The organism is Pseudomonas sp. P9_35 (genome assembly GCF_034008205.1).
In the GTDB taxonomy this organism is placed as follows: Bacteria; Pseudomonadota; Gammaproteobacteria; order Pseudomonadales; family Pseudomonadaceae; genus Aquipseudomonas; species Aquipseudomonas kilonensis.
The window spans coordinates 532,701-552,438 of the sequence record NZ_CP125373.1; the positions used below are offsets into that span (position 1 = coordinate 532,701).

19 protein-coding genes are annotated in these 19,738 nt (G+C 60.7%); 6 read left to right on the plus strand and 13 right to left on the minus strand.

All coding sequences use genetic code 11. The features are described from left to right. Positions 1 to 89: 89 nt before the first annotated feature. Positions 90 to 650, plus strand: coding sequence for a transporter substrate-binding domain-containing protein (locus tag QMK47_RS02300; protein ID WP_214511002.1), 561 nt, complete (start codon positions 90 to 92; stop codon positions 648 to 650). Between the two features lie 104 nt (positions 651 to 754). Here the strand turns inward: QMK47_RS02300 and QMK47_RS02305 are convergent, their stop codons facing one another. The 12 genes from QMK47_RS02305 to QMK47_RS02360 form a co-directional block, all read right to left on the minus strand. Beyond that, positions 755 to 1,381, minus strand: coding sequence for a class I SAM-dependent methyltransferase (locus QMK47_RS02305; RefSeq protein ID WP_253470894.1), 627 nt, complete (start codon positions 1,379 to 1,381; stop codon positions 755 to 757). 202 nt (positions 1,382 to 1,583) lie between these two features. Beyond that, positions 1,584 to 2,228 (minus strand): methionine ABC transporter permease, encoded by a 645-nt coding sequence (locus QMK47_RS02310; protein ID WP_320389752.1) that lies wholly within the window; start codon positions 2,226 to 2,228, stop codon positions 1,584 to 1,586. Beyond that, complete coding sequence (locus QMK47_RS02315) at positions 2,218 to 3,342, minus strand: methionine ABC transporter ATP-binding protein (protein ID WP_320389753.1); 1,125 nt, start codon at positions 3,340 to 3,342, stop codon at positions 2,218 to 2,220. The genes QMK47_RS02310 and QMK47_RS02315 overlap by 11 nt, the downstream gene beginning before the upstream one ends. Position 3,343: 1 nt before the next feature. Then, entirely contained in the window at positions 3,344 to 4,153 is an 810-nt protein-coding gene (locus tag QMK47_RS02320; RefSeq protein ID WP_253470898.1) for a MetQ/NlpA family ABC transporter substrate-binding protein, read from the minus strand. Positions 4,154 to 4,335: 182 nt separating this feature from the next. Beyond that, positions 4,336 to 5,694 carry an LLM class flavin-dependent oxidoreductase gene (locus QMK47_RS02325; protein WP_253470900.1) on the minus strand — a complete coding sequence of 453 codons (1,359 nt, stop codon included), beginning with the start codon at positions 5,692 to 5,694 and terminating at the stop codon, positions 4,336 to 4,338. Beyond that, positions 5,694 to 6,887, minus strand: a complete 1,194-nt coding sequence (locus QMK47_RS02330; protein WP_320389754.1) for an SfnB family sulfur acquisition oxidoreductase — start codon at positions 6,885 to 6,887, stop codon at positions 5,694 to 5,696. The genes QMK47_RS02325 and QMK47_RS02330 overlap by 1 nt, the downstream gene beginning before the upstream one ends. Positions 6,888 to 6,910: 23 nt before the next feature. Continuing rightward, positions 6,911 to 8,152: an SfnB family sulfur acquisition oxidoreductase gene (locus QMK47_RS02335; RefSeq protein WP_253470904.1), complete on the minus strand. Its 1,242-nt coding sequence runs from the start codon at positions 8,150 to 8,152 to the stop codon at positions 6,911 to 6,913. 408 nt (positions 8,153 to 8,560) lie between these two features. Beyond that, a complete protein-coding gene (locus QMK47_RS02340) occupies positions 8,561 to 9,328 on the minus strand; it encodes a hypothetical protein (protein ID WP_320389755.1) in 768 nt (255 codons plus the stop codon). A gap of 513 nt (positions 9,329 to 9,841) precedes the next feature. After that, positions 9,842 to 10,603 (minus strand): L-cystine ABC transporter ATP-binding protein TcyN, encoded by a 762-nt coding sequence (tcyN, locus tag QMK47_RS02345; RefSeq protein WP_253470908.1) that lies wholly within the window; start codon positions 10,601 to 10,603, stop codon positions 9,842 to 9,844. A gap of 3 nt (positions 10,604 to 10,606) precedes the next feature. Next, positions 10,607 to 11,272: a cystine ABC transporter permease gene (gene tcyL, locus QMK47_RS02350; RefSeq protein ID WP_003196663.1), complete on the minus strand. Its 666-nt coding sequence runs from the start codon at positions 11,270 to 11,272 to the stop codon at positions 10,607 to 10,609. Continuing rightward, a complete protein-coding gene (gene tcyJ, locus QMK47_RS02355) occupies positions 11,272 to 12,072 on the minus strand; it encodes a cystine ABC transporter substrate-binding protein (RefSeq protein ID WP_258690174.1) in 801 nt (266 codons plus the stop codon). The genes tcyL and tcyJ overlap by 1 nt, the downstream gene beginning before the upstream one ends. Before the next feature lie 301 nt (positions 12,073 to 12,373). After that, on the minus strand, positions 12,374 to 13,372 hold the full coding sequence (locus QMK47_RS02360) for a D-cysteine desulfhydrase (protein ID WP_320390503.1): 999 nt from the start codon (positions 13,370 to 13,372) through the stop codon (positions 12,374 to 12,376). Between the two features lie 506 nt (positions 13,373 to 13,878). Between QMK47_RS02360 and betT the strand changes: the two genes are divergently transcribed. After that, positions 13,879 to 15,840 (plus strand): choline transporter BetT, encoded by a 1,962-nt coding sequence (gene betT / locus QMK47_RS02365; RefSeq protein ID WP_253478360.1) that lies wholly within the window; start codon positions 13,879 to 13,881, stop codon positions 15,838 to 15,840. Between the two features lie 166 nt (positions 15,841 to 16,006). Here betT and QMK47_RS02370 read toward each other — a convergent pair whose 3' ends face one another. Then, positions 16,007 to 16,747 (minus strand): SDR family oxidoreductase, encoded by a 741-nt coding sequence (locus QMK47_RS02370; protein WP_003196671.1) that lies wholly within the window; start codon positions 16,745 to 16,747, stop codon positions 16,007 to 16,009. 116 nt (positions 16,748 to 16,863) lie between these two features. On the opposite strand from QMK47_RS02370, the gene QMK47_RS02375 reads away from it, so the two are divergent. The 4 genes from QMK47_RS02375 (at position 16,864) to mgrA (ending at position 19,656) form a co-directional block, all read left to right on the plus strand. Next, positions 16,864 to 17,754: a LysR family transcriptional regulator gene (locus QMK47_RS02375; RefSeq protein WP_320389756.1), complete on the plus strand. Its 891-nt coding sequence runs from the start codon at positions 16,864 to 16,866 to the stop codon at positions 17,752 to 17,754. Positions 17,755 to 17,883: 129 nt separating this feature from the next. Beyond that, positions 17,884 to 18,066 carry a type II toxin-antitoxin system HicA family toxin gene (locus QMK47_RS02380; RefSeq protein WP_320389757.1) on the plus strand — a complete coding sequence of 61 codons (183 nt, stop codon included), beginning with the start codon at positions 17,884 to 17,886 and terminating at the stop codon, positions 18,064 to 18,066. 92 nt (positions 18,067 to 18,158) lie between these two features. Then, the gene (locus QMK47_RS02385; RefSeq protein WP_024619603.1) at positions 18,159 to 18,560 is read left to right on the plus strand and encodes a type II toxin-antitoxin system HicB family antitoxin; all 402 of its coding nucleotides are present in this window, start codon (positions 18,159 to 18,161) and stop codon (positions 18,558 to 18,560) included. Positions 18,561 to 18,618: 58 nt separating this feature from the next. Continuing rightward, the gene (mgrA, locus tag QMK47_RS02390) at positions 18,619 to 19,656 is read left to right on the plus strand and encodes an L-glyceraldehyde 3-phosphate reductase (RefSeq protein ID WP_003196675.1); all 1,038 of its coding nucleotides are present in this window, start codon (positions 18,619 to 18,621) and stop codon (positions 19,654 to 19,656) included. Positions 19,657 to 19,738 lie beyond the last annotated feature (82 nt).

Below are 19,738 nucleotides of genomic sequence, written 5' to 3' on the forward strand. Positions count from 1 at the left end.
TTCATGACCAATCGTTGTCGAAGCCTGCAACAACCATAGCAAAGCGAGCCTGAAACGAGCGTCGCTTGTATAAATACAAAGGAGTGACCATGCGCTTTCTGCCTGGCCTGATTTGCCTGCTACCCCTTTTGAGTCCCCTGGCTCATGCCGAACTGATCGATGACATCAATGACCGTGGCGAACTGCGCATTGCCCTCGAGGCCAACACCGCGCCCTTCAACTTCAAGGAAGACGGCAAACTCACCGGTTTCGAAGTGGAACTGGGCGAAATGCTTGCCGGTGAGCTCGATGTACGCCCCGACTTCGTGGTCACCGATGCCGGGGACCTGATGAGCGGTGTGGAGAGCGGCAAGTACGACGTCGCCATCAACCACATAGCAATGACCCCGGAACTGGCGGAACGTTTCGACACCAGCGCCGTTTACAGCCATCCGGATGCACAACTGCTGGCGAGCAAGGATGAGACGCCACGCCCGCTGGTCATGGCGCAGTCATTCCAGCCAGAAAAAAAGAGCGAACCGGCGCCGAGCCTGGTGATTCCGTTCCAGAAGGGCAATCCGGCGTTCAAGGCCAGCCTGGACAACGCCCTGACGCGTATCAAGGATGACGGACGGTTGGAGAAGTTGTCGCAGAAGTGGTTGGGTCGGTAGGAGCTGACGAGTGCAACGAGGCTGCGATCTTTCCAAGGACGCTTGAATCTCAAGCGAAGATCAAAAGATCGCAGGCTTCGCCAGCTCCTACGAGGGATTGGTCTTCAAGGTTTACGCCAGACACTCGCCAACCAAGGCTGTTGTTCCCGCGGCAGCCCAGCCGGTCGGTAGTAATGCTCCAGTTCGACGAAGCCGGCGTCGCCAAGCAGCGTGCGCCAGGCCGCGAGGTCGTGGTAGGCGCCGAAGCGCTGGCCGTTCCAGCCCTCCTGGTTTTCGCCCCGTGGGTTTGAGCTGAACAGCACGCCGCCGGGCTTGAGCGTGGCGTGCAGTTGCTTGAGCACCCGAGGCAGTTCCTGGACAGGCACATGAAACAGCACCGCGTTGGCGAAAATCCCGTCAAAACGCTCGGCCGGCAGGTCGAGTTCCAGGAAGTCCTGTTGCCACACCTCACAGCCGCTGTCCTGGCGCGCCATCCGGGCAAACGCTTCTGAACCGTCGAGGCCGACCGCGACATGGCCCATGGCCGTGAATGTGCGCAGGTCGCGCCCCGGACCGCAGCCCAAATCCAGGATGTGCAGCGGTGCCTGGCCCTGGATATGGCGCAGCAAGGCGTCGATGTTCTGGCTGACATCGTGATCGCGGGTACCTTCGCGAAAGCTTTCTGCCACGGCGTTGTAATGGCCCAGGGTCGTGGCGGTGATGGCGTGCAGGTCTTCGGTGGTGTGTTTCATGATTGGGGGCTTGAGTGGGGAGCGTCAGGTGACTATACCGCAAGCCCGCTGATCTGCCTGTGGGAGCAAAGCTTGCTCGCGATTGCGGTCGTCCAGTTGGCATCCATGTTGGATGGAGTACTGCTATCGCGAGCAAGCTTTGCTCCCACAGATCAACTTCTCCCACAGATCAACTTCTCCCACAGGTCAACTGCTCCCCCGGTCAGCGCTTGTTCAAGCCGCGTGACAAGCGGTCGCCGCCCAACTGGATCACCGCCACCAACGCCACCAGCAGCACGATCACCGTGAGCATGATCTGGCTGTCGAATCGCTGGTAGCCGTACCGGTAGGCGATGTCGCCCAGGCCGCCGGCGCCGATCGCTCCGGCCATGGCCGAAGAGTTGATCATGGTCACCAAGGTGATGGTAAAACCGCCGACGATGCCCGGCAGCGCTTCGGGCAGCAACACATGCCAGACAATGTGCCTGCGCCGGCAACCCATGGCCTGGGCCGCTTCGATCAGGCCATGGTCGACCTCCCGCAGGCTGACTTCGGCGATGCGGGCAAAGAACGGCGTGGCGGCGATGGTCAGTGGTACTACCGCGGCCCAGACGCCATAGGTGGTGCCGACGATCAGCCGGGTGAACGGGATCAACGCCACCATCAGAATCAGGAACGGTATCGAGCGGAACAGGTTCACGAAGGCGCCCAGGGCCCGGTTCAAGACCGGCGCTTCATAGATCCCGCCCTTGCCGCTGGTCACCAGGATCACCGCCAGCGGGATGCCCGCCAACAGCGCGATCAGCGACGACACGCCGACCATCAGGAACGTGTCGATGAAACCCTGCAACAACCGATCAAACCACATAACCCAGCACCTCCACACTTTGGGCCCAATTGCCCGCCCGTTGCCGCAGCTCCTCGGCGCCCCACGACGAACCGCTCACGGCCAGTAGCAATTGCCCCAGCCCGTGGCCCTGAATTCGCTCGATGCCGCCGTGCAGCAGCCGCACCCGTCCACCGAGGGCGCTGAACAAAGCGGCGAGATCCGGCTCTTCACGATCTATGCCGGTGAATTGCAGGCGTAGCACAGTGGCGGCATCCGCCGATGCCGGCTGCACCTGCAAGCGGTTTTGCAGTTCTTCCGGTATCGCGTGTTGCAACGGTGCCAGCAGTGTTCGACTGACCTCGTGTTGCGGGTTGCCAAACACTTCCCAGACCGGCCCCTGTTCGACGATCCGCCCCTGTTCGAGCACCACCACCCGGTCGCAGACTTCGCGAATCACCGCCATTTCATGGGTGATCAACACGATGGTCAGGCCCAGGCGCTGATTGATCTCACGCAGCAAACCGAGGATCGATTGGGTGGTTTCCGGGTCCAGGGCCGAAGTGGCTTCATCGCACAACAAAATCTGCGGGTCATGCACCAGCGCCCGGGCAATCCCCACCCGCTGTTTCTGCCCGCCCGAAAGTTGCGCCGGATAGGCCTTGTGCTTGCCTTGCAGGCCCACCAGTTCCAGCAGCTCGCGAACTTTCTGCTGACGCTGCTCCTTGGGCACGCCGGCGACTTTCAGCGGCAGTTCAACGTTCTGCCACACGGTCTTGGCCGACATCAGGTTGAAGTGCTGGAAGATCATGCCGATGCGCCGGCGCAGTTCCACCAGGCGGTCTTCATCGAACTCGCCGATGTCTATCTGATCGATCAACACCCGGCCACTGGTGGGTTGTTCGAGGCGGTTGATGGTGCGGATCAGCGACGACTTGCCGGCGCCGCTGCGGCCGATGATGCCGAACACCTTGCCGCGCTGGATCGCCAGGTCGATGCCTTGCAGCGCGGCCACCGGACCCTGGGCGCCGTTGTAGGTCTTGCCCAGGCCGATGAAGCGCACATGGGCACGGTTGAGCTCCGGATGCAGTTCGGTCTGGTCGGCGCTCTGGAGCGTGGGGACTTCTTGTCGAAGTCGAGCGTTGACGGCGTTCATGTCAGCTTTCCCAGCCGGCTTGGTAGAGCTTGCCATGGGCCTTGTCCAGGGCGGCGCGCACGGCTGGCGAGTGTTGGTAGATGTCGACGAACTTGATCAGCCGTGGATCGTTCTTGCTCTTGGGCTGGATCACGAACTGAATCACGTATTCCTTGTGATCGAGGCCGTCGAACAGCAAGGCGGAGCTGGCATCGAAGGTCTTGGCCAGGCGGATGTAGGCGGGATAACCCTGCACCAGGTCGGCGTCTTCATAAGCGCGCACCAACTGCACGGCTTCGACCTGCAGGATCTTGAGCTTCTTCGGGTTGGCGACGATGTCGTCTTCGGTGGCCTTGTAGCCGACGCCTGGCTTGAGGCTGATCAGCCCGGCCTTGGCCAACAGTTGCAGGCCGCGACCGCTGTTGATCGGGTCGTTGGCAATGGCGACGCTGGCGCCTTCTGGCAGTTCGTCGAAGCTTTTGTATTTTTTCGAATAGAGGCCGACGTTGTTGATGATCCCCGGCGCAAACGGCACCAGATCGAACCCGGCGGCGGCCTTGGCATTTTCCAGGAACGGGATGTGCTGGAAGTAATTCACGTCGATATCGCCGGAGGCCAGGCTGACGTTGGGCGCGATCCAGTCGCTGAACTCTACCAACTCGACCTTCAAGCCTTGCTTGCTGGCCTCTTCCACTGCGGCCTCCAGGGGAATGGCGAACGCCGCGGTGGTGCCGATTTTCAACGGTGCGTCGGCGGCAAACAGCGCCGAGCTGAACAGGCCGAGGGCCAGGGCCAGGGTTTTGACTGGCAGAGTCAGGAAGTGCTTGGTCATGTCGGGTATTCCAGTCATTTAGGGGGAGGTGCATATTTTTTGGCGAACAGAGCTATGTGGGAGCAAGGCTTGCCCGCGATGAAATTGATGCGGTCTCTCAGAAAACGAGGTGTCTGCATCGCGAGCAAGCTTTGCTCCCACAGTGCCTTGTTCCCACAGGGACATTGTCGGTAGCCCCAGGGTCAGTGCCGGTAAGTCGAACCGGTGTGTTGCTTGGGTAGATGGGCCTCTGCGTGAAACAGTTTTTCGCGCAGGGTGCCGTTGTCGTATTCGGTCTTGTACGAGCCGCGTCGCTGCAACTCGGGGATCACCAGGTCGATGAAGTCCACGTAGCTTTGCGGCGTGACGATGCGGGTCAGGTTGAAGCCATCGAGGCCGGTTTCGCCGATCCAGGACTCCAGCTCATCGGCCACCTGTTCGGGCGAGCCGACCACCGTGATATAGCGACCGCCCAGGGCGTGTTGCTCGAGCAATTTGCGCCGGGTCCAGTCGTTGTTCTGCAAGGTCTTGGTGGCGGACTGGATGGCGTTGCTCTTGACATACTGGATCGGTTCGTCCAGTTCGTACTGGGAAAAATCGATGCCCGTCGACGCGGAGAAATGCGCCACGCCGGCCTCGGCGCTGGCATAGCTCAGGTACTCGGCATGCTTGGCCCAGGCGGCCGCCTCGGTCTCGCCGACGATCACGTTCAGGCCCATGAACACCTTGATGTCCCCGGGGTTGCGCCCGGCCTCTACGGCGCTGGCGCGGACCTTGTCCACCTGGGCCTTGGTCGCCGGTTTGTTCTGGCCGCTGATGAACACGCACTCGGCATGCCGCCCGGCGAACAGCAGGCCGCGCTCGGAACTGCCGGCCTGGAACAGCACCGGCGTGCGCTGGGGCGACGGCTCGCACAGGTGATAACCCTCGACCTGGTAGAACTCGCCCTGGTGCCGGACCTTGTGCACTTTTTCTGGCCGGGCATAGATCCGCTGCTCGCGGTCGTTGAGCACCGCGTCGTTTTCCCAACTGCCTTCCCACAGTTTGTAGAGCACTTGCAGGTATTCGTCGGCCTGGTCGTAGCGGCGGTCGTGCTCGACCTGCGCGGTCAGGCCCATGGCCTTGGCGGCGCTGTCCAGGTAGCCGGTGACGATGTTCCAGCCGACCCGACCGCGACTCAGGTGGTCGAGGGTGCTCATGCGTCGGGCGAACAGGTAGGGCGGTTCGTAGGTCAGGTTGGCGGTGAGGCCGAAGCCGAGGTTTTTCGTCACGGCGGCCATCGCGGACACCAGCAGCAACGGGTCGTTGACCGGCAGTTGGATCGACTCCTTGAGCGTGACGTCCACCGACTGTTGGTACACGTCGTAGACCCCGACGATGTCGGCGATGAACAGCCCGTCGAACAGTCCGCGTTCGAGCAATTGCGCCAGGGCGGTCCAGTATTCGATCGTGTTGAACTGGGTCGAGGTGTCCTGGGGATGGGTCCACAGGCCGTGATTGATGTGCCCGATGCAGTTCATGTTGAACGCGTTGAGCAGGATCTTTTTCTTGCCAGCCGCCATCAGATGGTCCCCCGCAGCGGCGGTTTTTCATCATTGAGGTAGAAGTTGCCTATCGCGTGGTATTTCCAGCGCACCGGGTCATGCAGGGTGTGCACCCGGGCGTTGCGCCAGTGACGGTCGAGGCCATGTTCGGCCAGGGTCGCCTGGCTGCCGGCCAATTCGAACAGCGTGCTGCTGGCGGCCAGGGAAATTTCGGTGCTGATGGCACGGGCTTCGGCCACGGCAATCGAGGCGGCGGCGACCGTGTCGGCCCGGGTGTCGGCCTGGGCCCGGTCGAGAAACTCACCGGCACGTTCCAACAGGGCTTCGGCGGCGTGCAGGCGGATGCTCAGTTGACCGAAACTCTTGATAGTGTGCGGGTCTTCGGTGGCGACGTCGCTGGTGGCGTCGATCCAGGGGCGGGTTTTATTGCGGACAAAATGCAGGGCGTCTTCATAGGCGGCGCGGGCGATGCCGGTGTCGATGGCGGCGTGAAGAATCTGCGCCAGCGGCCCAACCGGTGTGGGACGTTCGAAGGCGCTCTGGAAGGGCACGATGTCGGCGGCGGCGACATACACGTCTTCGAACACCACCGAACCACTGCCCGTGGTGCGCTGGCCAAAACCGCTCCAGTCGTCGATCACCGTCAGGCCTTGGCTGTTGCGAGGGACGAACGCCAGTTGTTGCACGCCGTTTTCGTCCACCACCGAGGTGGGGATGCGCTGGGCGTAGATCGCGCCCGTGGCGTAGAACTTGCGACCGTTGATGCGATAGCCCTCGTCGTCGCGGCGCAGTTGGGTGATGCGGTCATGGGCAGTCTTGGTGCCAAGTTCGGCCAGGGCGTTACCAAAGCGCTGGCCGGCGAGCACTTCGGCGTATAGGCGTTGTTTTTGCGCTTCAGTGCCGTTTACCCGCAGCACTTCCAGGGCGTAGAAATGATTTTGCGGGATCTGCCCCAGCGAGCCGTCGGCCTGCGAAATCAGCGCGATGACTTTGGCCAAGGTGACGTTGGAAACACCGGCACCGCCATAGGCCTTGGGCACGCTGATGCCCCACAGGCCAGAGCGGGAGAAGGCCTCCAGTTCCGGGTACGGCAAGCGTCGCTCGCGGTCGCGCAGGGCGCTGTCGCGCTTGAAGTCATCGGCCAGGTCGCTGGCCACGATCAGGGCTTGTTCATCGCTGGTGATCACCGCGACGTGTTGAGAAAACGTCATGTACTGCTCCAGAGGTCGGGTCGTCAGATCCAGGAATGGCGGGCCGGCAAGGTGCCGTTCAGGTGGTAGGCGCCTACCGCGTGATACTTCCAGCGCACCGGGTCGTGCAGGGTGTGGACCCGTGCGTTGCGCCAATGGCGATCGAGGTTGAATTCGGCGAGGGTGGCGCGGCTGCCGGCCAGCTCGAAGAGTTTTTCGCTGGCTTGCAGGGCGATCTCGGTGGTGAGCACTTTGGCCTCGGCCACGGCAATCGAGGCGCGGGCGGACGATTGCGCCGTGATGGGGGCGGCACTGACCTGGTCCAGCACCTGTCCGGCCTTGCGCAGCAAGGCTTCGGCGGCGTGCAGTTCGATTTTCAGTTTGCCAATGTCGGCGATCACGTAGAGGTCGTCACTGGCTCGGTCGACCTTGGCGTCGATCCAGGGCCGGGCCCGTTCACGCACAAAGGCGATGGCATCGTCGATGGCGCCACGGGCGATACCCGCATCGATGGCGGCCTGGATCAGTTGGGAAATCGCACCTTGCACGCCGGGTGTTTCGTTGATGCGCCAGTTATCCAGGACCAAGTCGGCCTCCACCCGGACATTGTTCAGCAGCACGGTGCCGCTGGCGGTGGTGCGCTGGCCGAACCCTGACCAGTCGTCGACGATCCGCAGGCCCGGGGTGCCGCGCCGCACGAACGCCAGCACCTGGCGGCCTTCGTCATTCAGCGCCTTGACCGCGACCCAATGGGCAAACAGTGCGCCGGTGGAATAGAACTTCTGACCATTGATGACAAAGCCGTCACCGTCAGCGGTGATCCGCGCCTTGAGCTCAAGGGTATTGCGAGTACCGCGTTCCGGCCCGGCGTTGCCGATGCGCCAGCCTTCGAGCACGCTCTGCAAGAGGATTTTTTTCTGCCGTTCGGTGCCGGTGCCGAGTATCAGCTGGAGCACGCCGAACTGGTTTTGCGGGATCTGCCCGAGGGCCGGGTCAGCGGCGGAAATGATCGCGAACACGTCGGCCAGGGTGACGAACGAAACCTGTGGGCCGCCGTATTCCCGGGGAATGGCGATGCTGCCCAGCCCGCTGCGGGTGAATTGCTCGATTTCTGCCCAGGGCAGCTTGCGTTGCTGATCACGACGCGCGGCCTGCTGACGGGCGACCTGCGCCAGTTCATGGGCGGCTTTGATGGCCTCGGCATCGTTGCGCAACACCTGTGCGGGCAACAACAACGGTGCGATGTCCAGGTCGCTCTGGACTTTTGCTTGCGCCAGATCCGACATTACAGCCACTCCGTGGCTGCAGGCAGTGCCTTGGCGTATTGCACTGGGGTGATTGTGTTTCGTTCCATACCCACCTCACATCTCAAGAAACGCCGCGATGAATGCGGCGAGCGAAAATCAAGAATGTCCGGTGGTCCGGTGTATATACCCTAAGCGTGTATAAATTATTTTTGAACTAACTTTTAGGAATATATATAGGTTGGTTTTAAATTGAAGGCAGTACGCTCACCTGGGGGGACGCAGCTTTTGGTGGCGAGGGAGCTTGCTCCCGCTTGGGCTGTGGGAGCAATGCTTGCTCGCGAAACAGGCGCCTCGATTCTGCAAGACCGCATCGCGTCCATCGCGGGCAAGCCTTGCTCCCACATAGCGGGAGCAAGCTCCCTCGCCACAAAAGCTTTTTCAGGGTGTTCACATTCGGCGGCGCGTTTCGGCGGCCATGAGCGGCGGTTTCGGTGCAGTGTTCAGATACGGATTGGCACAACCGATCTTCAACGTCCGTGGCGGTGCCCAGAGGGAGTTGTTGCCCACACGGTCGAGGATGCAGTAGGTCACTTCCAGGCGCAGGTCTTCTCCTGCCTCCAGGATGACCTGCGGCGGGACCCAGATATTGATTGGCTGGCCGACCTCGCTGGCGGTGACCGCTGGCAAGTCCATGCGTACATCACCCCAGCGCAGGGTCACGGCATCGCCGGCGGCCATGTTCAGGTAGGGTTCGATGGTCAGCGGTACGCCGCGCTTGATCTGGTTGGGATTTACCCCTTGACGTCGGATAGTGCCGGGAATGCGCACAGGCGCCAGGCCCTGGTTTTCATCGCCGCTCAGGGCTGACGGCTGCCCGCCGGGGCAATCGAGCTTCGCGTGTACCCGTTGCCTGGCGGATAGCGCCGGCCCACGCCCGACCTGCATCACCCGATAGTGGATGCGCGAGGTTCCATCGACGATGAAACTCTCCGGGACTCGCAGGGTGACGCTGTCTTGCACATCGGCCTGCGACAACAAGCGCGAGCCGACGTAGCAGTTGTCCCAGAACAGTTCGATCAGGTCACCTGCGTCCATGCCAGGGTAGGGCGCAATGGCAACCTCCAGGTGAGCGGCGTTGGCGATATTGATGCCGGTAGGGTGGGCGTTGGCCAGGGTGGGGGCGGCCAGTTCAGGACTCTTCGACTTACATGTCATGGTGTTCTCCTTGATGCTTGAAAACTAAGTCCGTTTCGGGAAGATCAACGGCGATGACTAATTGCGACATATTTTATGTGTGCAGCCATATAGGCTGGCTGCGTCTGGTCACTGTGCAGAACATAAATAATGTGCATCGCCTGTTGGTTACTAGATAAGGGCTCAATAGTTTCAGTGTCAATAGAGGCACTTGCTTAATAATTCATTGTGAAAGGCTTCAGAAATCTCCTACGCACCCATGTTAATAATGCGCGGCATCACAAGCCCTTTTCCTAGGCTCGCAGGTTTCTGAAAAATGCTCTAAAGAGTGTCTTAAGACTAAAAAGGAGGAGTGCTTGGGCTGAGGGGAAGTGTTACGAGAGGTAGATCCATGCCGCACATGAAACGGTCGAGGATGTTGAGTAGGGCGCAACTTGCAAGTTGTTTTTTTATGGCAAAGTTATGGCGGTAGTGTCTTGAGAGTGTTGCAACTGCCTCACTTCCATCCCTGGAAGTGATGACACTGCCTATAACTTACTGAGCGCCGTGCCCGGCGGAGAGGATCTTGCTGAGGAACTGTCGAGTGCGTTCTTCCTTGGGGGCTGCAAACAAGGCCTTGGCTTCACCTTGTTCGACGATCACGCCTTTGTCGAAAAACACCACGCGGTTGGCCACGTCCCGGGCGAAGCCCATTTCGTGGGTCACGATGACCATGGTGCGTTTTTCTTCGGCCAAGCCGCGAATGGTTGCCAGCACCTCGCCCACCAGTTCCGGATCGAGGGCCGAGGTCGGCTCGTCGAACAGGATCACCGCCGGTTCCATCGCCAACGCCCTGGCAATCGCCACGCGTTGTTGCTGGCCGCCGGAAAGGCGCCGTGGGTAGGCGTCCTCCTTGCCGGCCAGCCCGACCTTGGCCAAGAGCTTGCGCCCCAGGGCTTCGGCTTCTGCACGTGGCGTCTTTTTCACCACCAGCGGACCTTCGATCACGTTCTCCAGCGCGGTGCGATGGGGAAACAGATTGAAGTTCTGGAACACGAAGCCCACCTGCTGACGCAAGCGACGCACCAGATTCTGCTGCTGGTTCAACGGACGGCTGCCATCGATCTCGATGTCGCCGACCTTGATCCGGCCACTGCTAGGCTCTTCGAGGAAGTTCAAGCAGCGCAGGAACGTGGTCTTGCCCGAGCCGCTGGGGCCGATGATCGCAACCACTTCGCCTTCTTCGATCTTCAGGTCGATGCCGTTGAGCACCACCTGGCCCTTGAACTGCTTTGTCAGTTTTTCCACGACAATCATGGGTCAGGACTCCTGGTCATGCCGATTGACCCGGGCTTCCAGAACGTTCTGCAGGTGCGAGAGCACGCTGGCCAGAACCCAATAGATCAGCGCGGCGGCAAGGTACATGGTGAAGATTTCGAAGGTTCGCGCGGTGATCAACTGCGCCTGGCGGAACAGCTCCGGTACCTGGATGGTCGCCGCCAGCGCGGTGTCCTTGACCAGGGAAATGAAGCTGTTGCCCAACGGCGGCAGGGCCGTGCGTGCCGCTTGCGGCAGGATGGCCCGGCGCAGGGTCTGGGCGCGGGTCATGCCGATGCTTGCCGCCGCTTCCCACTGGCCGCGCTCGATGGAGCTGATGGCGGCCCGCAGGATTTCACACGCGTAGGCGGCCATGTTCAGCGAGAAACCGATCAGGGCCGCCGGTAGCGGATCCAGCTCGATGCCCAGTTGCGGCAACCCGTAATAGATCACGAACAACTGCACCAGCAACGGCGTGCCGCGAAAGAACGACACGTAGATGCGGGCGATCCAGTTCACCAGTTTGAAGCGCGACAGGCGCATCAGCGCCAGGCCGAACCCCAGCAGCAAGCCGAAAAACATGCCGCCCAGGCTGAGGAAAACCGTGTAATACGCGCCCTTGAGCAGGAAGGGCGCGGAGTCCAGTGCGAGTTGAAGAGCTGCTTCCATTATTGGGTAACGTCAGCGCTGAAGTATTTTTCCGAAAGCTTTTTCAGCGTACCGTCGGCGCGCAGTTTTTCGATGGCCTTGTTCACGGCTGCCAGCAGCTCAGGCTCGCCTTTGCGCAGGGCAATACCGGACTCCTGGCGCGAAAAGGCTTCGCTGGTGACGGAGGTGTCCTTGGCTTTCTTGGCGTATTCCAGCGCGGCCAGGCGGTCGATCAGGATGGTATCGATACGGCCGACGCGCAGGTCCTGGAACTTGGTTGGGTCGTCATCGTAGGTTTTGACTTGGGCGCCCGGTACTTCTGCCTTGACCCACTGTTCGTAGTTGGTGCCCAGGCCCACGCCGACTTTTTTACCGTCCAGGTCGGCGGCCTTCTTGATGTTCAGCTCGGCGGCTTTCTTGGTCAGGACCAGCGCTTGAATCCCGGAAACGGTGTACGGCTCGGAGAAATCGTACTTTTTCTTACGCTCCTCGGAGATGGTCACCTGGTTGACCACTGCGTCCAGACGCTTGGATTCCAGGGCCGCGAGAATGCCGGCCCATGGGGTCGTCTGCAGCTTGACCTTCACACCCAGCTCCTTGGCCAGGGCTTCGGAGAACTCCACTTCGAAGCCGGTCAGTTTGCCGCTCTCATCAACGAAACTGAACGGTGGATAAGTGCCTTCCAAGCCGATCTTGATTTCGCCGGCGTCCTTGATCTTCTGCAGTTGCTCACCGGCAACCGCTTGCCCCAACAAGCCGGCGCTCAATGCCAGGCCCAGCGAACCTACCAACAGGTTGCGACGTAATGCGGAAAAATTCATGACAAGCCCCTGTGTTTTCTTCTGAAGAGGTTATTTTGGCTGAGATAAGGCGTAGCCGCGATCCGAAAAGATTGCCACATCCTGCCTTAAAGCAGCTTGGGCGTCTCGCGGCAAATGCGCCTGCGGCGAGACTATAGGATGGCTTTTATAGATTGGAAAATAATATTAAATCAAGCGCATATGTCTATTTGGAATGACTGTTTGTGGGAGCGAGCTTGCTCTCGATGACGGTGTGTCAGCTAAATAAATTTGGGCTGATCTACCGCTATCGCGAGCAAGCTCGCTCCCACAGAAGTCTCCACTAAGCCTGGAACGCCGCGTCATAGGCAAACAACGCCGGTGCGCCGCCGGTGTGCAGGAAGATGATCGGGCCTTCGTCGAAACGGTCGCGACCCATGCCGTCGAGCAGGCCGGCCATGGCCTTGCCGGTGTAGACCGGATCGAGCAGCAGCCCTTCCTGGCTGGCCAGCAGCTTGACCGCCGCCAGTGTCCCGGCGTTGGGTTCGCCGTAGCGGGGGGCGAAATATTCGTCCCACAGGTTCACTTTGAACGCTTCTGGAAGGGCGACGTCGAGCAACGCTGCCGTGCGCTCGGCCAGGCCCTGGACCTTCGGAAACTGGTCCTCCTCGCTGCGCGAGACCGTGACGCCGATGACAGGCAGCGCCGGCAGGGCTTCGCTCAGCGCCAGCGCCAGGCCACTGTGGGTGCCGGCACTGCCCGAGGCCAGTACCACGGCGGCGAATTCAATCCCGGTGTCCTTGATCTGCTCGGCCAGTTCCAGGCCGGCGCGCACATAACCCAGCGCGCCCAAGGCGTTCGAACCACCAATCGGCACCAGGTAGGGTTTTTTCCCGTTGCTGCGCAGGCGACCGGCCAGGGCCTGTAGCTGCTCATCGGCGTTGTCCAGGTTGTCCACCAGCTCGACCTTGGCGTCGAACAATTCCAGCAGCAGCCGGTTGCCGTTGCCCAGGTAATTGCTGTCTTCGGTGCCGATGGGGTTTTCCAGCAAGGCCACGCAACCCAGGCCCAGCTTCGCGGCGAGGGCGGCGGTCTGGCGTACATGGTTGGACTGGATCGCCCCGGCGGTGATGAGGGTATCGGCGCCTTGGGCGATGGCATCGGCGGCCAGGTATTCGAGCTTGCGCAGTTTGTTGCCGCCCATGGCCAGGGGGGTCAGGTCGTCACGCTTGATATAGATGTCCCGGCCGAGCCAGGTGGAGAGGCGGTCGAGTTTTTCCAGCGGTGTCGGATGGCCGAGCAGGTCGAGACGGTTAAAGCGAGACAGCTGTTCTTTGATCATGGGTCCGTACTGGTTGTAGGCGATGTCTGGACTATAGGCACGCCGATATTCATGGGCAACCGGCATGTTTTTATTCGAGCTTGGATCTGGCGACACCGTCGTCGGTTTGCCCTGCACTTGACCTGTGGGAGCGAGCTTGCTCGCGATAGCGGTGTGACAGTCAATGAAGATGTTGAATGTCAGGCCGCCATCGCGAGCAAGCTCGCTCCCACAGGGTCTGTATTTGCAAGGGGATATGCCGTTGAACGCTGAACGAATGCTCTCCTGGCAACGTCATACCCTCCCGTAGGCTAGTGTAGGAAGCGTGCCGTCGAGCCCTGCGATTAGTCCTTAGCTACCTATTCATGTTTAACTTGAACGTTCATTCAAGTTAAACCGTCGGTTTGCTGCCCGCTCACAACAGGAGGCTTGCCTTTGCCGAGTCCGTTTTCGACCGTCATGTTTTTTTCTCCCGAGGCGCTTGTTTCATGAGTGCCTCGTCCCTTCCACCCAGCGGCCTGGTCCGCATGAACCCGCCGGTCTTTTACTTCGCCGCGACCTTCATCCTGCTGTTCGGCCTGGTGGTGATTGCCATGCCCGCGCAGGCCGGCGCCTGGTTGCTGGCCGCGCAGAACTGGGCGGCCAATACGGTCGGCTGGTACTACATGCTGGCGATGACGCTGTATCTGGTCTTCGTGGTGGTCACCGCTTTGTCTGGCTACGGCAAGATCAAGCTCGGTGCCGACCACGACGAGCCCGAATTCAGTTATCTGTCCTGGGCCGGCATGCTGTTCGCCGCCGGCATCAGCATCACGCTGTTTTTCTTCTGCGTGTCCGAGCCGCTGACCCATATGGTGCAGCCGCCCCAGGGCGAGGCCGGTACCGCCGAGGCGGCGCGCCAGGCCATGCAGATCCTGTTCTTGCACTGGGGGCTGCACGGCTGGGGCGTTTTCGCGTTCGTCGGCATGGCCCTGGCGTACTTCGCCTATCGGCACAATTTGCCGCTGGCCCTGCGCTCGGCGCTGTACCCGCTGATCGGCAAGCGCATCAACGGCCCCATCGGCTACGCCGTGGACGGCTTCGGCATTATCGCCACGGTGTTCGGCCTTGGCGCGGACATGGGCTTTGGTGTGCTGCACCTCAATTCCGGGCTCGACTACCTGTTCGGCATCGCCCACACCCAGTGGATTCAGGTCGGCCTGATCGTGCTGATGATGGGCGCGGCGATCATTGTGGCGGTGGCCGGTGTCGACAAGGGCGTGCGGGTCATGTCCGACATCAACATGCTGCTGGCCTGCGCATTGTTGCTGTTCGTGCTGTTTGCCGGACCCACCCAGCATCTGCTCAACACCTTGATCCAGAACATCGGCGATTACCTCGGCGCCCTGCCGATGAAGAGCTTCGACCTGTACGCCTACAACGAACCTAGCGACTGGCTGGGCGGCTGGACGGTGTTTTACTGGGCCTGGTGGATCGCGTGGTCGCCGTTCGTGGGGTTGTTCATCGCACGGATTTCCCGTGGGCGCACCATCCGTGAATTCGTGTTTGGCGTGCTGCTGATTCCCCTGGGTTTCACCCTGGCGTGGATGTCGATCTTCGGCAACAGCGCCATCGACCAAGTGCTGAACCACGGCATGAGTGCCCTGGGCATGTCCGCCCTGGAAAACCCATCGATGAGCCTTTACCTGCTGCTGGAAACCTACCCCTGGAGCAAGACCGTCATCGCCGTCACGGTGTTCATCAGCTTCGTGTTCTTCGTCACGTCCGCCGACTCCGGCACCGTGGTGCTGTCGACGTTGTCGGCCAAGGGCGGCAACCCTGATGAGGACGGGCCGAAATGGCTGCGGGTGTTCTGGGGCGCGATGACGGCCCTGGTGACCAGCGCGTTGCTGTTCTCCGGCAGCATCGATGCCTTGAAGTCGGCGGTGGTGCTGACGTCCTTGCCGTTCTCATTGATTCTACTGCTGATGATGTGGGGCCTGCACAAGGCGTTCTACCTGGAGTCGCAGAAGCAGATCGCGCAACTGCACTCCCTGGCGCCGGTGTCGGGTTCACGTCGGGGCACGGGCGGCTGGCGCCAACGCTTGAGCCAGGCGGTGCATTTTCCGTCCCGTGATGAGGTGTACCGTTTCCTCGACACCACGGTGCGCCCGGCCATTGAAGAAGTGACGGCGGTGTTCGTCGAAAAGGGCCTGACGGTGGTGACCCAGCCCGATCCGGCCAACGACAGCGTCAGCCTGGAGATCGGTCACGGCGAGCAGCATCCGTTCATCTATCAGGTGCAGATGCGCGGCTACTTCACGCCGTCCTTCGCCCGCGGCGGCATGGGCTCGAAGGAACTCAACAACCGTCGTTACTACCGTGCCGAGGTGCACCTGAGCGAAGGCAGCCAGGATTACGATCTGGTGGGCTATACCAAGGAGCAAGTCATCAACGACATCCTCGACCAGTACGAGCGGCACCTGCAGTTCCTGCATTTGGTGCGCTGATCGAGGCGCTAGGCCTTCCATCGTCACTGGCCTCATCGCGAGCAAGCTCGCTCCCATAGGGGTAAGTGGTTCCCTCCTGTAAGGTTAGTGATTTCCTTGTGGGAGCGAGCTTGCTCCGGGCGGCGATCCGACGATAGCGGTTTGGGAGGCAATGGAGCGCAACGCCTCAGACGAGTCCACCATTGGCCCGCAGGATCTGCCCGTTCACCCATCCTGCGGCCGGGCTCACCAGGAACGCGATGATGCTGGCAATGTCTTGCGGCTGGCCGAGGCGTTCCAGGGGCGGCATCTTGGCGTAGTGCTGCACCTGCTCCTCACTCTTGCCGTGCATGAACAGTTCGGTCGCGACGGGGCCGGGGGCCACGGCATTGACCGTGATCTGCCGACCGCGCAGTTCCTTGGCGAACACCTGGGTCAGGGATTCCACTGCGGCCTTGCTGGCGATGTACACCGAATAGCCGGGCAGGTTCAGGCCCACGGTGCTGCTGGAAAAATTCACGATTCGGCCACCGTCATTCAAACGGGTCGCGGCCTCGCGCAGGGTATTGAAGGTGCCACGGGTGTTGATGGCGAACGTCTGGTCGAACAGCTCGTCGCTGTGCTGCGCCAGGGGCATCACCTGGAGGATGCCAGCGTTGTTGATCAACACGTCGACCTTACCCAGTTGCGCTTCGGTTTCATCGAACATCCGGCGAACATCGGCGGCAGAGGACACGTCTGCCTTCACCGCTATGGCTTGGTGGCCGGCCTGGCGCAGTTGCACCACCAACTTGGACGCCTCGCTGGCGCTGTTGGCGTAGTTGATGACGACGGCGAAACCCTCGCTGGCCAGTTGCTTGGCGATTTCGGCGCCGATGCCGCGGGAAGCACCGGTGATAATGGCAACTTTGGACGTTTGAGTCGGCATGCTTGAGTCCTCTTGAAGTGGGTGAGGCCAGGTTCACATGTTTACTCTCGGCGATAAATGCCCGAAAGTTGCCTTGACTGTTCAACAATCACTAACAATAAAGGCGCCGGATTCAGATGGATCAAGTCAGAGCGATGAAGGTGTTCGTGCGCATCTACGAGCGAAGCAGCTTCACCCTGGCCGCTGAGGACTTGAACATGCCACGGGCCACGCTGACCCACACCCTCAATCAATTCGAAGCCTGGCTGGGCGTTCGCTTGTTGGAGCGCAGCACTCGCAAGGTGCGCCCGACCCTCGATGGCGAAGCCTATTACCCACGCTGCGTGCAATTGCTGGCGGAACTTGAAGAAGCCGAACTGGCGTTTCGCGGCGTGGCGCCCAAAGGCAAGTTGAGGGTGGACTTGCACGGAACCCAGGCACGGTATTTCGTGATTCCGGCGTTGCCGCAATTCATGGCCCGTTATCCCGAAATAGAACTGTTCATCAGCGAGGCCGATCGTTTTGTCGATCTTATCGCCGAAGGCGTCGATTGCGTGCTGCGCTCCGGTGAGCTGGCGGATTCGTCATTGATCGGTCGGCGTGTTGCCAATCTTCGGCAGATTACCTGTGCCAGTCCCGGTTACCTGCGCCAGTACGGCGAGCCGAAGTGCCTCGATGACTTGAAACATCACAAGGCGGTGAATTACGTCTCGCGGACCACCGCCAAACTGTATCCGTTTGAGTTCATGGTCGATGGCGAACTCAAGGAGGTGCCGATCGAGGGCTCGCTGTCGGTGTCCGGCGCCGAAATCTATGCCGCCTCGGCCATCGCCGGCCTGGGCCTGATCCAATGCCCGCATTACCGGATGCAAGAGCCGATCCGGCAGGGCCTGATGCAGGAAGTCCTCACCGCCACCCCACCACCGTCCATGCCGGTGTCGGTGCTCTATCCGCAGAACCGACTCATGTCGCCGCGGGTTCGTGTATTCGTGGATTGGGTGGCGGAGGTGTTTGCACAGGCGCGATGACCGAGTGGTGATGGCGGTGCATTGGCTGGAGAGTTGAGCTAAAATTTTTTCAGGGTGTGTATTGTGTGTATCGAAATCATCTTTCGCAGCTAGAGTTTTCCGGCAGAGCTGTCGAATAAGGCAAAGGTGATGCGAAGTCGGGAAATGATCAGGAAGATCGAAGAGGATGGTTGGTATCTAGTGGCAATCAAGGGTAGCCATCACCAGTACAAACACTCCTTCAAGGCTGGGAGGGTGACGATCAAACACCCTGACGCCGATCTGCCCAGAGGCACGATCAATAGCATATTGAAACAGGCGGGCCTGAAATGAAGCCCATGACCGATTACGAAATCCCCGATGGGGATGCATTGTTATCAGACCGGTTGCTGCGGTTGCCGGATCTGGAGGAAGGATTCGCCCACATGAAATTTCCGGTCGTTCTGCACAAGGATGCCGATTCCGAATACGGAGTGACGGTCCCGGATGTACCGGGTTGTTTCTCCGCCGGCAGTACCGTGAGCCAGGCATTCGAAAATGTGAAAGAAGCGCTCTCGTTGCACTATGAAGGCTTGATAGCCGACGGCGAGCCGCTGCCGCAGATCCATGAAATTGACGATCATCTCGACGATCCGCAATACGCCGGTGGGATATGGGGGGTGGTTGAGTTTGATGTCACGCCCTATTTCGGGAAATCAGTGCGGTTCAACGCCACGCTGCCCGAGCAATTGCTTGAGCGCATCGACCAAACCGTGCGACGGGATCAGCGTTATAGCTCGCGTTCGGGTTTCCTGGCAGCGGCGGCCTTGCGCGAACTTTCAGCCTGACCGATGCGTCTGTGAAGTGTTAGCTTCTGCCACCAGCGTCCGAACAGAGAGCCTTTCGATGACCTACACCGCTGCGCAAAACCGCTACGAGTCCATTCCTTATCGCCGCGTCGGTCGCAGCGGGCTGGTGCTGCCGGCGCTGTCGCTGGGGTTGTGGCACAACTTTGGCGACAGCACGCCTATCGATACCCAGCGCGCCTTGCTGCGTACGGCGTTTGACCTGGGCATCAACCACTTCGACCTGGCAAACAACTATGGCCCTCCCTACGGCAGCGCCGAGATCAATTTCGGCCGGTTGCTGCGCGAAGATTTCAAGCAGTACCGCGATGAGTTGATCATCTCCAGCAAGGCCGGTTGGGACATGTGGCCGGGTCCTTACGGCCAGGGCGGTGGCTCGCGCAAATACGTGCTCGCCAGCCTCGACCAGAGCCTGCAACGCCTGGGGCTGGACTATGTGGATATCTTTTATTCCCACCGCTTCGACCCCGACACCCCACTGGAAGAAACCGCCAGCGCACTGGCCACTGCCGTACAGCAGGGCAAGGCGCTGTACATCGGCATTTCCTCGTATTCCGGGGTGAAGACCCGGGAAATGGCGGCGCTGCTCAAAGAATGGAAAGTCCCGCTGCTGATTCACCAGCCGGCCTACAACCTGCTCAACCGCTGGGTGGAGAAAGACCTGCTGGACGCCACCGACGAACTGGGTACCGGTGTGATCGCTTTTACGCCACTGGCCCAGGGCCTGTTGACCGACAAGTACCTCAAGGGTATTCCGGCCGATGCGCGGGTGAACCGTCCGGGCGGCGGCTCGTTGCAGGCTTCGCACCTGTCGGAGGAAAACATCGCCCATGTACGCGCCCTCAATGAGATCGCCCAGCGGCGCGGCCAAAGCCTGGCGCAAATGGCCCTGGCCTGGACCCTGCGCGATCCCCGCGTGACCAGCGCGCTGATCGGCGCCAGCCGGCCGGAGCAGATTATCGAGAACGTCGGGGCGTTGAAGAACCTGAGCTTCAGCGCTGAAGAACTGGCGCAGATCGATCGGTTTGCCTTGGAGGGCGGGATCAATCTTTGGGAGAAGCCTTCGTCGGCTGAGTAACACCGAACACCCTGTGGCGAGGGAGCTTGCTCCCGCTGGGTCTATAGGAGCTGTCGAGCGAAGCGAGGCTGCGATCTTTCCC

Coding starts and splice junctions, on each gene's coding strand:
- QMK47_RS02315 (WP_320389753.1), bottom strand. CDS start 3,342: ATGAACGCCGTCAACGCTCGACTTCGACAAGAAGTCCCCACGCTCCAG.
- QMK47_RS02310 (WP_320389752.1), bottom strand. CDS start 2,228: ATGTGGTTTGATCGGTTGTTGCAGGGTTTCATCGACACGTTCCTGATG.
- QMK47_RS02385 (WP_024619603.1), top strand. CDS start 18,159: ATGAAATTTCCGGTCGTTCTGCACAAGGATGCCGATTCCGAATACGGA.
- betT (WP_253478360.1), top strand. CDS start 13,879: ATGAACCCGCCGGTCTTTTACTTCGCCGCGACCTTCATCCTGCTGTTC.
- QMK47_RS02340 (WP_320389755.1), bottom strand. CDS start 9,328: ATGACATGTAAGTCGAAGAGTCCTGAACTGGCCGCCCCCACCCTGGCC.
- tcyJ (WP_258690174.1), bottom strand. CDS start 12,072: ATGAATTTTTCCGCATTACGTCGCAACCTGTTGGTAGGTTCGCTGGGC.
- QMK47_RS02360 (WP_320390503.1), bottom strand. CDS start 13,372: ATGATCAAAGAACAGCTGTCTCGCTTTAACCGTCTCGACCTGCTCGGC.
- tcyN (WP_253470908.1), bottom strand. CDS start 10,603: ATGATTGTCGTGGAAAAACTGACAAAGCAGTTCAAGGGCCAGGTGGTG.
- QMK47_RS02380 (WP_320389757.1), top strand. CDS start 17,884: ATGCGAAGTCGGGAAATGATCAGGAAGATCGAAGAGGATGGTTGGTAT.
- QMK47_RS02300 (WP_214511002.1), top strand. CDS start 90: ATGCGCTTTCTGCCTGGCCTGATTTGCCTGCTACCCCTTTTGAGTCCC.
- QMK47_RS02320 (WP_253470898.1), bottom strand. CDS start 4,153: ATGACCAAGCACTTCCTGACTCTGCCAGTCAAAACCCTGGCCCTGGCC.
- QMK47_RS02375 (WP_320389756.1), top strand. CDS start 16,864: ATGGATCAAGTCAGAGCGATGAAGGTGTTCGTGCGCATCTACGAGCGA.
- QMK47_RS02335 (WP_253470904.1), bottom strand. CDS start 8,152: ATGTCGGATCTGGCGCAAGCAAAAGTCCAGAGCGACCTGGACATCGCA.
- QMK47_RS02325 (WP_253470900.1), bottom strand. CDS start 5,694: ATGGCGGCTGGCAAGAAAAAGATCCTGCTCAACGCGTTCAACATGAAC.
- tcyL (WP_003196663.1), bottom strand. CDS start 11,272: ATGGAAGCAGCTCTTCAACTCGCACTGGACTCCGCGCCCTTCCTGCTC.
- QMK47_RS02330 (WP_320389754.1), bottom strand. CDS start 6,887: ATGACGTTTTCTCAACACGTCGCGGTGATCACCAGCGATGAACAAGCC.
- mgrA (WP_003196675.1), top strand. CDS start 18,619: ATGACCTACACCGCTGCGCAAAACCGCTACGAGTCCATTCCTTATCGC.
- QMK47_RS02370 (WP_003196671.1), bottom strand. CDS start 16,747: ATGCCGACTCAAACGTCCAAAGTTGCCATTATCACCGGTGCTTCCCGC.
- QMK47_RS02305 (WP_253470894.1), bottom strand. CDS start 1,381: ATGAAACACACCACCGAAGACCTGCACGCCATCACCGCCACGACCCTG.